This is a genomic window from Microbaculum marinum (assembly GCF_037855135.1).
In the GTDB taxonomy this organism is placed as follows: domain Bacteria; phylum Pseudomonadota; class Alphaproteobacteria; order Rhizobiales; family Tepidamorphaceae; genus Microbaculum; species Microbaculum marinum.
In genome coordinates this window covers 345,973-358,723 of sequence record NZ_JAZHOF010000004.1, presented here as the reverse complement: position 1 = coordinate 358,723, position 12,751 = coordinate 345,973, and the positions used below count along the sequence as shown (strand labels likewise).

Annotated in this window: 12 protein-coding genes; 5 read left to right on the top strand and 7 right to left on the bottom strand. The window is 65.1% G+C overall.

What is annotated here, in order from left to right; translation table 11 throughout:
• Positions 1–204 precede the first annotated feature (204 nt).
• Both V3328_RS11665 and msrP read left to right on the top strand, forming a co-directional pair.
• The gene (locus tag V3328_RS11665) at positions 205–2,271 is read left to right on the top strand and encodes an elongation factor G (RefSeq protein WP_340329831.1); all 2,067 of its coding nucleotides are present in this window, start codon (positions 205–207) and stop codon (positions 2,269–2,271) included.
• Between the two features lie 125 nt (positions 2,272–2,396).
• A complete protein-coding gene (msrP, locus tag V3328_RS11660; RefSeq protein ID WP_340329830.1) occupies positions 2,397–3,356 on the top strand; it encodes a protein-methionine-sulfoxide reductase catalytic subunit MsrP in 960 nt (319 codons plus the stop codon).
• A gap of 9 nt (positions 3,357–3,365) precedes the next feature.
• Here msrP and V3328_RS11655 read toward each other — a convergent pair whose 3' ends face one another.
• Positions 3,366–4,337: a permease gene (locus V3328_RS11655; protein ID WP_340329829.1), complete on the bottom strand. Its 972-nt coding sequence runs from the start codon at positions 4,335–4,337 to the stop codon at positions 3,366–3,368.
• 109 nt (positions 4,338–4,446) lie between these two features.
• Between V3328_RS11655 and V3328_RS11650 the strand changes: the two genes are divergently transcribed.
• Positions 4,447–5,334, top strand: coding sequence for a LysR substrate-binding domain-containing protein (locus V3328_RS11650; RefSeq protein ID WP_340329828.1), 888 nt, complete (start codon positions 4,447–4,449; stop codon positions 5,332–5,334).
• A 298-nt stretch (positions 5,335–5,632) separates the two neighbouring features.
• Here V3328_RS11650 and V3328_RS11645 read toward each other — a convergent pair whose 3' ends face one another.
• From V3328_RS11645 to V3328_RS11625, 5 genes are all read right to left on the bottom strand, one after another.
• The gene (locus tag V3328_RS11645) at positions 5,633–6,523 is read right to left on the bottom strand and encodes a LysR family transcriptional regulator (RefSeq protein ID WP_340329827.1); all 891 of its coding nucleotides are present in this window, start codon (positions 6,521–6,523) and stop codon (positions 5,633–5,635) included.
• A 56-nt stretch (positions 6,524–6,579) separates the two neighbouring features.
• Positions 6,580–7,539: a thioredoxin-disulfide reductase gene (gene trxB / locus V3328_RS11640; RefSeq protein WP_340329826.1), complete on the bottom strand. Its 960-nt coding sequence runs from the start codon at positions 7,537–7,539 to the stop codon at positions 6,580–6,582.
• Positions 7,540–7,588: 49 nt separating this feature from the next.
• Positions 7,589–8,227 carry a 2OG-Fe(II) oxygenase gene (locus V3328_RS11635; RefSeq protein ID WP_340329825.1) on the bottom strand — a complete coding sequence of 213 codons (639 nt, stop codon included), beginning with the start codon at positions 8,225–8,227 and terminating at the stop codon, positions 7,589–7,591.
• Positions 8,228–8,250: 23 nt separating this feature from the next.
• Complete coding sequence (locus V3328_RS11630) at positions 8,251–9,234, bottom strand: mitochondrial fission ELM1 family protein (protein WP_340329824.1); 984 nt, start codon at positions 9,232–9,234, stop codon at positions 8,251–8,253.
• 88 nt (positions 9,235–9,322) lie between these two features.
• A complete protein-coding gene (locus V3328_RS11625) occupies positions 9,323–10,246 on the bottom strand; it encodes a bifunctional helix-turn-helix transcriptional regulator/GNAT family N-acetyltransferase (RefSeq protein ID WP_340329823.1) in 924 nt (307 codons plus the stop codon).
• Positions 10,247–10,413: 167 nt separating this feature from the next.
• Here V3328_RS11625 and V3328_RS11620 point away from each other — a divergent pair, with 167 nt between their 5' ends.
• Both V3328_RS11620 and murA read left to right on the top strand, forming a co-directional pair.
• Positions 10,414–10,884, top strand: coding sequence for an Lrp/AsnC family transcriptional regulator (locus V3328_RS11620; protein WP_340329822.1), 471 nt, complete (start codon positions 10,414–10,416; stop codon positions 10,882–10,884).
• A 55-nt stretch (positions 10,885–10,939) separates the two neighbouring features.
• Positions 10,940–12,226 carry a UDP-N-acetylglucosamine 1-carboxyvinyltransferase gene (murA, locus tag V3328_RS11615; RefSeq protein WP_340329821.1) on the top strand — a complete coding sequence of 429 codons (1,287 nt, stop codon included), beginning with the start codon at positions 10,940–10,942 and terminating at the stop codon, positions 12,224–12,226.
• Between the two features lie 21 nt (positions 12,227–12,247).
• Here the strand turns inward: murA and greA are convergent, their stop codons facing one another.
• Positions 12,248–12,718, bottom strand: a complete 471-nt coding sequence (gene greA / locus V3328_RS11610) for a transcription elongation factor GreA (protein WP_340329820.1) — start codon at positions 12,716–12,718, stop codon at positions 12,248–12,250.
• Positions 12,719–12,751: the final 33 nt, after the last annotated feature.

The following is a 12,751-nucleotide window of genomic DNA, read 5'->3' as shown; positions in this document are numbered from 1 at the left end:
CAGTCAGAGCCATTTTTGAATGACGCGCCGCGGATATCGATCATTACTGTACCACGCAATCTGTCGATCACGCCTTCCTTAATATCTCCCCACTTGACGCCTCCCGCGTTTCGCTGGGACCATATCCTCAGGCGAGGTCATGGGCGGGCCTGGCCCTTCCAGCAAACATAACGGCGGTCCGCCCGGCGAAGGGAGGGTTGCTGTATGTCCGATACCAACGGAAGCGCAGGCGGCGGCAGATCAGGCGGGGCCGCCCGGTGTATCGCGCTGGTGGGCCCGTATCTGAGCGGCAAGACGACACTTCTGGAAAGCATCCTGGCGCGAACCGGGGCGATCACCCGACAGGGCAAGGTCGGCGACGGCAACACCGTGGGCGACGCCTCGCCGGAGGCCCGGGCTCACGGGATGAGCGTCGAGGTCAACGTCGCCACCACCGAGTTCATGGGCGACAGCTACACGTTCGTCGACTGCCCCGGCTCGATCGAATTCCTGCACGAGGCCCGCAACGTCATTCCGGCCGTCGACATGGCCGTGGTCGTCGCCGAGCTTGACGAGAAGAAGGCGCCGGCGCTGCAACTCATCCTCAAGGAGCTCGAGGACGCCGGCATCCCGCGACTGATCTTCCTCAACAAGGTCGACAGGGCGGAGGGCAATCCCCGCGACGCGCTGGAATGGCTGCAGCCCGCCTCCACCCGGCCGCTGGTCATGCGCCAGCTGCCGCTGTGGGAGAACGATATCGTCACCGGCTTCATCGACCTGGCCCTGGAGCGCGCCTTCGTCTATCGCGAGCACGCCGAAAGCAAGGTCGTGGAGATGAGCGACGACGCCAGGGCCGAAGAGGTCGATGCGCGCTTCTCGATGCTGGAGAAGCTCGCCGACTACGACGACGACCTGATGGAGCAACTGCTCAGCGACGTCGAACCGCCGCGCGACAGGGTGTTCGACGACCTGACGAGCGAACTGCGGCAGGGACTGATCGTCCCGGTTCTGATGGGGTCCGCAGAACGCGCCAACGGGATCCTGCGGCTGATGAAGGCGCTCCGCCACGAGGCGCCGTCGGTGGTCGAGACCGCCGAGCGGCTTGGCCTCGCCGCCGGATCCGGCGCCGTCGCCCAGATCCTCAAGACCTTCCACACCACCCATGGTGGCAAGCTGTCCGTGGCGCGGCTCCTGCGCGGCGCGCTGGCCGACGGCGATACGGTCTTCGGCGCCAGGGGCGGGGAGGAGCGGATCGGAGGGGTGTTCACGCTGAAGGGACAGGACACGACCAAGGCGGCCAGGGCCGTCGCCGGCGATACGGTCGGCCTGGGCCGGCTGGAGGGCATCGCCACCGGCGAAACCGTCTCTACGGACAAGGGGGTCGAGCAGCTCGTTGCCGTCGAGCCGCCCCAGCCCGTGCTCGGCAAGGCGGTCGAGGCAAAGGAGCGCAAGGACGAGGTCAAGCTGACCTCGGCGATCCACAAGATCATCGACGAGGATCCCTCCCTGTCACTGCGGCACAACCAGGATGCCGGCGAGATGGTGCTGCTCGGGCAGGGGGAGATGCACCTGCGCGTCGCGCTGGAGCGGCTGACGGGCAAGTTCGCCATCGACGTCCAGACGCACGAGCCGCGGATCGGCTACAAGGAGACGATCCGCAAGCCGGCGACGCAGCGCGGCCGGCACAAGAAGCAGTCCGGCGGTCACGGCCAGTTCGGCGACGTGGTGCTCGAGATCCGGCCGCTGCCGCGCGGAGCCGGATTCGAGTTCACCGACACGATCACCGGCGGGGTCGTGCCGAAGCAGTACATACCATCCGTGGAGTCGGGCGTGCGCGACTACCTCGGGTCGGGGCCGCTCGGCTTTCCGGTCGTCGACGTCGCCGTCAACCTGTCGGACGGCTCCTATCACACCGTGGATTCCTCCGACATGGCCTTCCGCACGGCAGGCCGCATCGGCATGAACGAGGGGATGCCGCAATGCTCGCCGGTGCTGCTGGAGCCGATCATGCATGTCGAGGTGATGGTGCCGTCGGAGGCGACCGCGAAGGTGAACACCATCGTCTCGCAGCGGCGCGGCCAGATCCTGGGCTTCGACGCGCGGCCGGGCTGGCCCGGATGGGACGTGGTGCAGGCGCAGATGCCGGAAGCGGAGATGCGCGACCTGATCGTCGAACTGAGGTCGGCGACGGCCGGCGTCGGCAGCTACGTGTGCCGGTTCGATCACCTGGCCGAGCTGACCGGCAAGCTCGCCGATCAGGTCATCGAGAGCCATCGGCAGGAAGCGGCATAGGCAGCCGCCATCCGCCAGGTCTGTCGCATGCCGGCGTGTCACACGTCCGTCGCGCAGGCGTGACTTGCCGTCGTGGCAGGTGCGGCGTAGTCCCGAATGGGCAAAGAATTCGGAGGACGATGTACATGCTTACCAAGAGCAAGCCCGGCTGGTGGATGCCTGAGGCGGCGGCGACGCCTGAGGACGTGTTCCTGAACCGGCGCGCCTTCATGGCCGCCAGCGGCGTCAGCATCGCCGGCGCGCTGGTGCCGGCGGGTATCGCACGCGCGGACGATGCGGACCCGACAGCGGATCTCTATCCGGCCCCGCACAACGAGAGCTTCGAGCTCGAGCGGGAGGTTACGCCGGAGAAGTACAACCTCAACTTCAACAATTTCTACGAGTTCGGATCCCACAAGCAAATCGCCGGCGCTGCCCAGAAGCTCGAAATCCGTCCCTGGGAGGTGAGAATCGACGGGGATGTGGAATCCGAGTTGACGGTGGGGATCGATGATCTGATCCGCAGGATGCCGCTCGAAGAGCGCCTCTACCGGCACCGCTGCGTCGAGGCATGGTCGATGGCCGTGCCCTGGACGGGTTTTCCCATGCGCAGTCTCGTCGACTTCGCGAAGCCGCTATCCAGGGGCAGATACGTGCGGATGGAAACTTTCATGGATCCGCAGATGGCGCCCGGGCAGCGGCAGGCGTGGTATCCGTGGCCCTATGTCGAAGGGCTGACCATCGAGGAGGCCACCAACGACCTGACCTTCCTCGTCACGGGAGCCTACGGCAAGCCCGTCGCAAAGCAGATGGGAGCGCCGCTGAGACTGGCGACGCCGTGGAAGTACGGCTTCAAGTCGATCAAGTCGATCGTCCGGTTCACCTTCACCGAAGACCGGCCAAGGGGCATGTGGGAAGCGCTTCAGGAGAGCGAGTACGGCTTCTGGGCGAACGTCAATCCGGACGTGCCGCACCCGCGCTGGAGCCAGGCCACCGAAGAAGTGCTCGGCACCGGAGAACGGGTGCCGACCATGCTCTTCAACGGATACGGCGACTACGTCGCGGGCCTCTACACCGGCTATGAAGGCGAGAAGCTATACATGTGATGGGCGAGCCTAGCCCAGGAGGGGAGTTGCCGCCCATCCTGCCAGCATGGCGCCCAGCACCGCCAGGGTTGCGTAAAGGCAGACCACCGGCAGGCGCACCAGAGCAAAGACCGGCACGATCGCCCAGGCGCTGGTGATTCCGCCGGCGATGAGGAAGGACAGGGCGGCCGCCGGATCCATGCCGGAGTCGATCAGGCCGCGCACGAGGGGCAGCGCAGCGTATCCGTCGAGATAGATCGGGGCGCCGACGATCGTCGCCAGCGGCACGGCCCAGCGCTCTCCAGATCCGACGAGTCCCGCCACGACGTCGTCCGGCAGCCAGGCCTTCATGAAGAATTCCGCGACGAAGGCTGCGGCAAGCCACGGCAGCATCAGTTTCACCGCGCCGATCGCACTGGTGCGGAATTCGGTCCGTCGGGCCGCCATTGTCCAGAACCGCCAATGCACGTCCGTACCAGCGCCGGCGCCGCAGGCGCCGGACGTGACCGCGTTCGGTTTGACGGGATTGCGCAGTCCGCCGGCTGCGACGACACCGTAAGTGATCCCTCCGCCAAAGAGTCCAATGGCGAAAGCCGCCACGGTTTTCGCAATCGCAAACGGAATGCCGAGCGTAGCCGCGGTAATGGCCAGCATGCCCGGGTCCGTAATGGGAGAGGACAGCCAGAAGGCCATGATCGGCGCCAGCGGCACGCCGGCACCGAGTAGTCCCGCGACCAGCGGCAGCACGGTGATGCCGCAGACAGGCGTGAGAGCCCCGATCCCCGATGCGAGCACGATCATCCGAACCGGCCGCCCGGCAAACGCGGTCGCGATCAGGTTGGCGGCGCCGGTGGCGTTGGCATATGCGACGAGCACGGCTCCGATGAGGATGACCGGGGAAATCGCCACGAGGTTCGTTGCGGCGAACGCGGCCGCATCCAGCCATGTCCGCGGGGACTGCAGCACTCCCAGACCGACAAGGAGGCCGGCGATCGAGAGCACCAAAGGTCTCAATCCGGCTCGCGGTCTCGGCAGCGATGAAAGGACGGGTTGATTTGCCATCACCGGTAAGATCGAGCAGGTGTGGCGATCGATCAAACGAATAGTTATCATGACACATATGAAGAAAAGCGAACGCTCGATCGGTGGAGTCGACAGCGACCTTCTGCGCACGTTCCTCGCCGTCGCGGACCAACAGAGCGTGTCCAGGGCAAGCCGGCAGATCGGCAGAACCCAGTCGGCGGTCAGCGTACAGGTGCGCAAGCTCGAAGAGGCCCTGCAGGTCCGCCTGTTCGAAAGGCAGGCGCGAGGCGTTGCGCTGACCGATTCCGGCACGCTCCTGCTGCCGGCGGCGCGGCGGGCGATCGCAGAAATCGACGGTATCCGCGACCTGTTCGCCGAGCCGTTGGCGGGTCGGATCAGGATCGGCATTCCGGATGACTACGGTACCGACGTGCTGGAACGGATCCTGGCAGGCTTTACGACCCGCCACGAGCGGGTCGAAGTCTCGATGCGATTTGGTAACAGCAGCGCGTATCCCGACGCCCTGGCTCGCGGAGACTTGGATCTCGCCGTCTACGCGGCGGAAGGGAGGGCCGACGACCGAAATCGCCTGTTCCTCGAGCAGACGGTATGGGCGGCCCGGGACGACTGGACACTGCCACGGGGCCACCCGGTGCCTCTCGCCCTCTTCGATCAGGCCTGCTGGTGGCGGGATGCAGCGATGACGGCGCTGTCGGAGGCGGGCATCAGCTACCGGGTTGCCGTGACGAGCGAGAGCGTCGCAGGCGTCAAGGCGGCCATCCGCACCGGGCTTGCCGTCGCAATGATCGCGGAGACGGCGCTGGAGCCCGGAATGCGCGTCCTGGACGGAAGGATGAGCTTCCCCGGGCTTCCCTCCTCGTCGCTCGTGCTCGGCCGCAGCAGCGGCGCCGACAGCGATGCGGTGACGGCGATGGAAACGGCCATACGGGACGGCTTCGTCGGCTTGAAGGGCTGAGGAGGCGATGCCCGACCGCTGGCTATTGCGCTGCACGATATTTCATCGCAGCGAAAAAAAAGCCGGATCGCAGAAGCGATCCGGCTATTTAGTCGATTATCTCGCAAGGGGGGATTCGCGAGAAAATCGCCTTCCAGAGGGGAACAGCTGACCGCATCGAGGTTTGGCGCCGGGAGGAGGTAGCGCCGCACCTTGCTGCCTACAGCTTGATCAGACATATGGCGTGATATTCGGCATCGCACAACGGGGCGCGGCGCATGTCAGCCATGATCGATGCTCATGGCTTTGCTGCAAGCGATCAGAACTTCCAGCCGCGCGCCTTGGCCAGCAGAAAATCCCTGAACACGTTGATCCGCGCCGTATCCTTCAGTTCCTCCGGATAGACGAGATAGGTGTCGAAGCAGGGGATCTCCTCCTCCGGCAGCAACAGGACGAGGCTCGAACCCTGGTCGATGAGGTAGTCCGGCAACACGGCAATGCCGATTCCCGCGTCGACCGCGCGCCGAATCCCGTGGGTGGTGTTTACCCGTAGTGCCGGCGTACGCGGCTCGCCTTCCGGACGTCCGATCGTCTCCAGCCAATTGATATCCCTGAAGTAAGAGGGCGAGGGGTCGCCGAAGGTGATGATCCGGTGCTTGTCCAGGTCGGCGACCGTGCGGGGCGTGCCGTAGCGCTTGAGATACTCGGGTGAGGCGTAGACGTGGAAGTGGACCGTGAACAGGCGACGCATGATCAGGTCGGGCTGCACGGGCTGGCGCAGCCGAATCGCCACGTCGGCCTGACGCATCGACAGGTCGAGCTCGCTGTCGTCGAGGATCATCTGCAGATGAATATCGGGGTAGAGCTCGACGAATTCGCGCAGACGCGGCGTCAGCCACGTCGTACCCAGGGCCAGCGTGGTCGTCACCTTCAGGTCGCCGCGCGGCTTCTCGCGGGAGTCGGTCAGCCGCGTGCGCACCGATTCGAGCTGCATGAACACGTCGTGCGCCGTGCGGTAGAGGAGCTCGCCCTGTTCGGTGAGGATCAGGCCACGCGCGTGGCGGTGAAACAGCGGCGCCTTCAACTCGTGCTCGAGCGCGCTGACCTGGCGGCTGACCGCCGACTGACTCAATCCAAGCGCTTCGCCGGCATGCGTGAAGCTGCCAGCGTCCGCCGCGGCATGGAAAATGCGCAGCTTGTCCCAGTCCATCTCAAGGCACTCCCCCCATCAGGCAGGAATTCTACTACAAGCTACACGGATTCGTCTTATTCCGCGGCAGCGCGTTCCTGCACTTCCGCAAGGTAGCGCTCCGCGTCGAGCGCCGCCATGCAGCCCATGCCCGCCGCGGTTACGGCCTGCCGGTAGGTTTCGTCTGTCACGTCGCCGGCGGCGAACACGCCCGGTATGCTCGTATTCGTCGTGCCGGGCTCGGTGATGATATAGCCGTTCGCCCGCATATCGACCTTGCCCCTGAACACTTCCGTGGCCGGGGCATGGCCGATCGCGACGAAGACACCATCGAAGTTGCGGTCACTGGTCGAACCGGTGTGGACGTTCTTCAACCGCACGCCCGTGACGCCCGGGGGAGTATCGGTACCGACGATCTCCTCCACCACGGTGTCCCAGATCACCTCGACCTTTTCGTGCTTGAACAGTCGATCCTGCAGGATCTTCTCGGCGCGGAAACTGTCGCGGCGATGTGCAATGGTGACCTTGGAGGCGAAATTTGTCAGGAAGAGCGCCTCTTCGACTGCGGTGTTGCCGCCGCCGACCACGAGCACTTCCTTGCCTCGGTAAAAGAAACCGTCGCAGGTGGCGCAGGCGGAGACGCCGAACCCCTTGAACTTCTGCTCGGACGGCAGGCCAAGCCACTTGGCCTGGGCACCGGTCGCTATGATGATCGCGCCCGCCACGTACTCGTCACCGGAATCGCCTGTGAGCCGGAACGGCCGGCGGGTAAAGTCGACATCGACGATATGGTCGCGGATCAGCGTGGTGCCGACGTGAGAGGCCTGCCTCTCCATCTGCTCCATCAGCCACGGTCCCTGTATGACGTCGGCAAATCCCGGGTAGTTCTCCACGTCTGTCGTGATCGTGAGCTGCCCGCCGGGCTCGAGACCCTGGATCAGGATCGGCTCGAGCATGGCGCGCGCCGCATAGATCGCAGCGGTATATCCGGCCGGTCCCGAGCCGATGATGATGACTTTGGAGCTGTGATGAGGCATGGCGCGTCCGTTGCGTACTGTCTCGTTCCGTACGGAGTGAGGGGGCGCCTCAGGCGGAGGCGACCCAGTTCTTTGGATTCAGCTTCTTCAGCGTCGAGGAAAGACGGTGCCGGCGTTGTTCGTAGGCAACCACACCGGCGGTCGTCACCCAGTTCATCTGGACGGCGCGCCGCTGGCCCTCGAACGGCTCGTGACCGTGCCACGAATTCTGCGACCGCTTGAAGATCAACAGGGTCCCGCCGTGCGGCGGCACTTCCGCGACGTAGTCGTTCAGGTCGGTGCCGTTCTTCAGGATGCGCAGGCGGCCGCCGTCGGCATCCCAGCGCTGGTTCATGTAGAGAAGTACGGTGATGATCTTGGTCTCGGAATCGGTATGGATCTTGCCGTCGGACTTCCGGCAGAAACCGCGCACGGTGTACATCGTAGGCTTGTCTGAAAGGTCGACGGCGAACTTCTCCTCGACGAGCCCCTGGAATACTGGTCCGTCGAGTTCCTTCATCAGGTCGGCGAAGCGCCCCGCGATGGTAAGTTCGCTCGGCGGATGGGAGCCGGGCCCGGGCACATCCGGATAGTCGGCAAGGATCTCGTCGAAGACCTCCGCGCGGACGAAATCAGGCACGATCAGCCATTCGTAGGGCTCGGTCTGAAGATCTGTGCGCTTGAGCGCTTCGTAGTCGAGCAGGGACATCGGATCACACCGTATCTGGAAGTCTACTCTGCAATCTGGGGGTGCCGAAGGCGACTGGCTAACAACTGGCGGACCGCGTCGGCGACCCGTGTTGTGGCATCTAATGGTGCATAGGTCCAGCGATCAAACCCGCCGTCGAACCAGCGTACCGCACCATATTCGACCAAGTCCTCCTGGAATTGCGCGAATTTCGAGGTACCGCCGGGAAGCCGGTACGCATAGATGGGCTTTCCCGTGAACGCGGCCTCGCCGAGCATGTTCACCGAATCGCATGTCACGATGAATGCGTCGGCCAATCCCATATAGGCGAAGTACGGATTTTCGCCAGCCAGGTCCCACACCACGGCCGGAGTTCCGGCCAGGCGCTCCTTCAGGATGGCGACCTTGCCGTGCCCGGTGCGTCGTGACGGTGTCACCAGCATGCCGCAACCGTGTCTTCGCGCATACGTCGCAAGGTCATCGGCAAGCCTTCGCGCTTCTTTGCTGTGAAACGTGTAGGCGCCGCTCGCGCCGCCGACGAGGACGGTGACCAGCGGGCGGGGCAGGTGGGCGACCCCGTCTGCGTGGGCCGCGGCTTCGGCTGCGAGCCGTTGCCGGGTCAGGCGGTGCGGCGAGGTGAGGGTGGCGATGACATTGTCGCCGCGAAGCCGGTCGTGCTCCGGCACCCAGACGAGGTCGAACCAGTTCGCCGGTGCGCCCGGGCTCTGCAGCGCGACGACGACCGTCCTGCCGCCCGACCGGCGGCGGATCATCCGGGCATAGGGGATCGACTGGCGTCCCGACACCACCAGCACGTCCGGCCACGGCGGGGCGATCGAGCCGTCCGGCGCAGCCGGACCCCACGGCGCGAGGCTGCGGAAGATCCTGCCCGGCGCCACCCGCTTGATCTCGGGTGAGATGCCGAGCGCCTCGAGGATTCCCACGCACTGCACCTCGTGGCCCGACCCTCCGGCGGTCAGCGCCCAGCCGGTCAGGTAGTCGAGGGGGTCGTCTGTGCGGGTCAACATGTATGTCCGGCCTGATGTCGTGTCGCGGCGGACATAGACCTTTACCGCGTGGCTGTCATCTGCGCGGCGTCGTCGATGCCGACAGGGGCTAGAGTTCGAGTACCCAGTTCTGGCCGACCAGGTCGTGGCCGAAACTGCGATGCCTTTCCTCTTCCACGAGGCGGAACCCCTCGCTTTCGTAGATCTTCCGGGCGGCGTGGAGGATGTCATTGGTCCACAGGGTGACGGACCGGTATCCGCTGGCCCGGGCGAACCGGAGGCATTCGGAGACGAGGCGCCGGCCGAGGCCGGTGCCGCGTGCCTCCGGCTCGACATAGAGCAATCGCAGCCTGGCGACTTCGTCGCTTTCGCGAACCAGGAAGACCGAGCCCAGGATGCGCCCGTCGCGCTCGGCGATCCAGCACCGTTCGCGTCCGGGATCGAGGTTGCGGATGAAGGATGCGACGATGTCGGCGACCATCGGCTCGAAGGTCTCGTCCCATCCGTATTCCTGCGCATAGAGAACACCATGGCGGTGAACGACCCAGCCCATGTCGCCGGGTCGGTGCGGCCGCAGGACGATCGGCGCGGCGGATTGCGGTTCGCCGCCGAGCAGTTCCTGCACCGTCGCCATCGCCTGCAGGAGGCGTTTGCGGTCCGGCTCGGACATGGCGTCCAACAGGTTTCCGACCTGTTTCGCGGAAGCCTCGTCGAGCCCGGCAAAGGCCTGGCGGCCGGCTTCGGTAAGGGTCAGGATCTGCCGGCGGCCGTCCGTTTCCGACGGCTGGCGCACCAGCAGGCCCCTCTCTTCCAGGCCGCGCAGCATGCGGCTCAGATAGCCGGGATCGATGCCGAGATCCCGGGTAAGGTCGCTGGCGGTCAGACTGGCCCCGTTGGCGATTTCGTAGACCACCCGCGACTCCGAAACGGAGAACTGCGTCTTCAGCAGGAAATCGTCCAGCAGGCCGATCTGTCGCGTATAGAAGCGGGTGAACCGGCGCAGGGCGGATATGTCGTGATCGGAAGCGGGCATGCTGGCGAACCTCATTTGATTGATATAGTCAAATAATTAATTGCCAGAGTCAAATAAATTCGGTTGCGTCACCGAATCGAAGGAATCCGCGACATATTGTGTCGCGAGCGCGCAATGATTATTCCAGTGGCGCTATCTTCTGAACCGCCGCACACCCGAGAACCCACTTGAAGGCACGTCTGGATCAGATCGACTGGAAGATCCTGCGGGAACTGCAGGTCGACGGGCGCATCACCAATGTCGAACTGGCCAAGCGCGTCGGCATTTCCGCCCCGCCGTGCCTGAGACGGGTGCGGGCGCTGGAGGAGGCGGGAATCATCAGGGGATACCGCACCCTGCTCGACGAAAAGAGCCTCGGGTTCGACGTTTCCGCCTTTGCTTACGTGAGCCTTGCCAGTCAGGCCGAAGCCGACCTCATCGCCTTCGAGGAACGAGCGGCGGATTGGCCGATCGTTCGCGAATGCTACATGCTGTCGGGCGAAGTGGACTTCCTGCTGAAATGCGCGGCGAAGGATCTGCGCGCCTTTCAGACCTTCATCATCGAGCTGACCGGGGCGACCAACGTGAGAAGCGTCAAGACGACCCTGACGATCCGGCAATCCAAGTACGAGCCTGCCGTGCCCCTCGACGCGCTCTGAGGCAGGCAGAGCTGCCCGCCCCGGCGAGAACAACCCCAACCGACGGGAACCAAGCATGAGTGGCATCCGATATGTGGTCGAAGGCGGTAGGAGCCTGTCCGGCACGATCACGCCGGCCGGCAACAAGAATGCCGCCCTGCCGATCATCGCCGCGACGCTGCTGACCGACCAGCCGGTGACGCTGACGAATGTGCCCCGCATTCGCGACGTGGAGACGCTTGTGGAGCTGATCCGCTCGCTGGGCGCGGAGGCGGAGTGGAGTGGCCGCCAGTCGCTGCGCATACACGCGCGGGAGGTGCGGTCGGTCGATCTCGACGCGGAAGCGTGCGCCCGTATCAGGGCCTCCATCCTGCTGGCCGGGCCCCTGCTGGCGCGCTGCGGCGAGGTGACGCTGCCGCCGCCTGGCGGCGACGTGATCGGCCGGCGGCGCGTCGATACGCACTTCCTCGCCCTCCAGCAGCTTGGGGCCGAGGTCGACAGTTCGCGGAACTACCGCTTCCGCGCCTCGCGGCTCAAGGGAACGGACGTGTTCCTGGACGAGCCGAGCGTCACCGGAACGGAGAACGCCCTGATGGCGGCCGTTCATGCGGAGGGAACCACGGTGCTCCGCAACGCGGCTTCAGAGCCGCACGTCCAGGATCTCGCGGAGTTCCTCTCCGCCCTGGGCGCGCGGATCGAGGGTATCGGCACCAACACGATGACGGTTCACGGCGCGTCCAGCCTGTCGGGTGCCGAGCACGCGATTGGGCCCGACCACATCGAGGTCGGGTCGCTGATCGGACTCGCGGCGGTGACAGGCTCCCAACTGCGGATCAAGGACGCCGGTGTCGCGCACCTCCGGGCGATCCGAATGAACTTCGAGCGGCTCGGCGTCCGCTGCGAGTTCGACGGCGATGATGTTCTGGTCGGCGCGGCCCAGGAAATGCGCATACAGTCCGACCTCGGCGGCCATATCCCCAAGATCGAGGATCAGCCGTGGCCGGCGTTCCCGGCGGACCTGATGTCGATCGCCGTGGTGACCGCGACGCGGTGCGAAGGCGTCATCCTGATCTTCGAGAAGATGTTCGAGTCGCGCCTGTTCTTCGTGGACAAGCTGATCAGCATGGGCGCCCGGATCGTCCTGTGCGATCCGCACCGGGTCCTGGTCTCCGGCCCGAGCAAGCTCCGTGCCGCCAATCTGACCTCGCCGGACATCCGCGCCGGCATGGCCCTCCTGATCGCCGCCATGTGCGCCGACGGCACCAGCGTCATCCACAACGCCGACCAGATCGAGCGCGGTTACGAGCGGATCGACGAACGCCTGAACGCCCTCGGCGCGTCGATCCGGCGCGAGGGCGTCTAGACACCTCGAAGGGAACTGGGGTCAGAAGCGGATTTCGAGAATCTCGTAACCGCGGGCTCCGCCCGGAGCGGCGACTTCCACGGAATCGCCGGCCTTCTTGCCGATCAGGGCGCGCGCGATCGGGGAGGAAATCGAGATCTTTCCCGATTTCACGTCGGCTTCCATATCGCCGACGATCCGGTAGACCTTCTCTTCATCGGTGTCCTCGTCGACGATCTTGACCGTCGCCCCGAAGGTGATGGTGTCGCCGGCAAGCTTGGAAATGTCGATCACGTCGGCGCGGCCGAGCTTGTCCTCGAGTTCAGCCACGCGCGCCTCATTCATGCCCTGGGCTTCCTTGGCGGCATGATATTCCGCATTTTCCGAAAGGTCGCCGTGGGCGCGCGCTTCCGCGATCGCCTGAATGATTCGCGGGCGCTCGACCTGCTTCAGTCGCTTCAGTTCCGCATCGAGAGCCGCATACCCCTCGGAAGTCATCGGTATCTTGTTCATCGAACGTGGTCACTCCAAATCATCGCCCGCTGA

Excerpts from the sequence above, each read along its gene's own strand:
- V3328_RS11665 (WP_340329831.1), top strand. The coding sequence starts at position 205 with ATGTCCGATACCAACGGAAGCGCAGGCGGCGGCAGATCAGGCGGGGCC.
- msrP (WP_340329830.1), top strand. The coding sequence starts at position 2,397 with ATGCTTACCAAGAGCAAGCCCGGCTGGTGGATGCCTGAGGCGGCGGCG.
- V3328_RS11650 (WP_340329828.1), top strand. The coding sequence starts at position 4,447 with ATGACACATATGAAGAAAAGCGAACGCTCGATCGGTGGAGTCGACAGC.
- V3328_RS11645 (WP_340329827.1), bottom strand. The coding sequence starts at position 6,523 with ATGGACTGGGACAAGCTGCGCATTTTCCATGCCGCGGCGGACGCTGGC.
- trxB (WP_340329826.1), bottom strand. The coding sequence starts at position 7,539 with ATGCCTCATCACAGCTCCAAAGTCATCATCATCGGCTCGGGACCGGCC.
- V3328_RS11635 (WP_340329825.1), bottom strand. The coding sequence starts at position 8,227 with ATGTCCCTGCTCGACTACGAAGCGCTCAAGCGCACAGATCTTCAGACC.
- V3328_RS11630 (WP_340329824.1), bottom strand. The coding sequence starts at position 9,234 with ATGTTGACCCGCACAGACGACCCCCTCGACTACCTGACCGGCTGGGCG.
- V3328_RS11625 (WP_340329823.1), bottom strand. The coding sequence starts at position 10,246 with ATGCCCGCTTCCGATCACGACATATCCGCCCTGCGCCGGTTCACCCGC.
- murA (WP_340329821.1), top strand. The coding sequence starts at position 10,940 with ATGAGTGGCATCCGATATGTGGTCGAAGGCGGTAGGAGCCTGTCCGGC.
- greA (WP_340329820.1), bottom strand. The coding sequence starts at position 12,718 with ATGAACAAGATACCGATGACTTCCGAGGGGTATGCGGCTCTCGATGCG.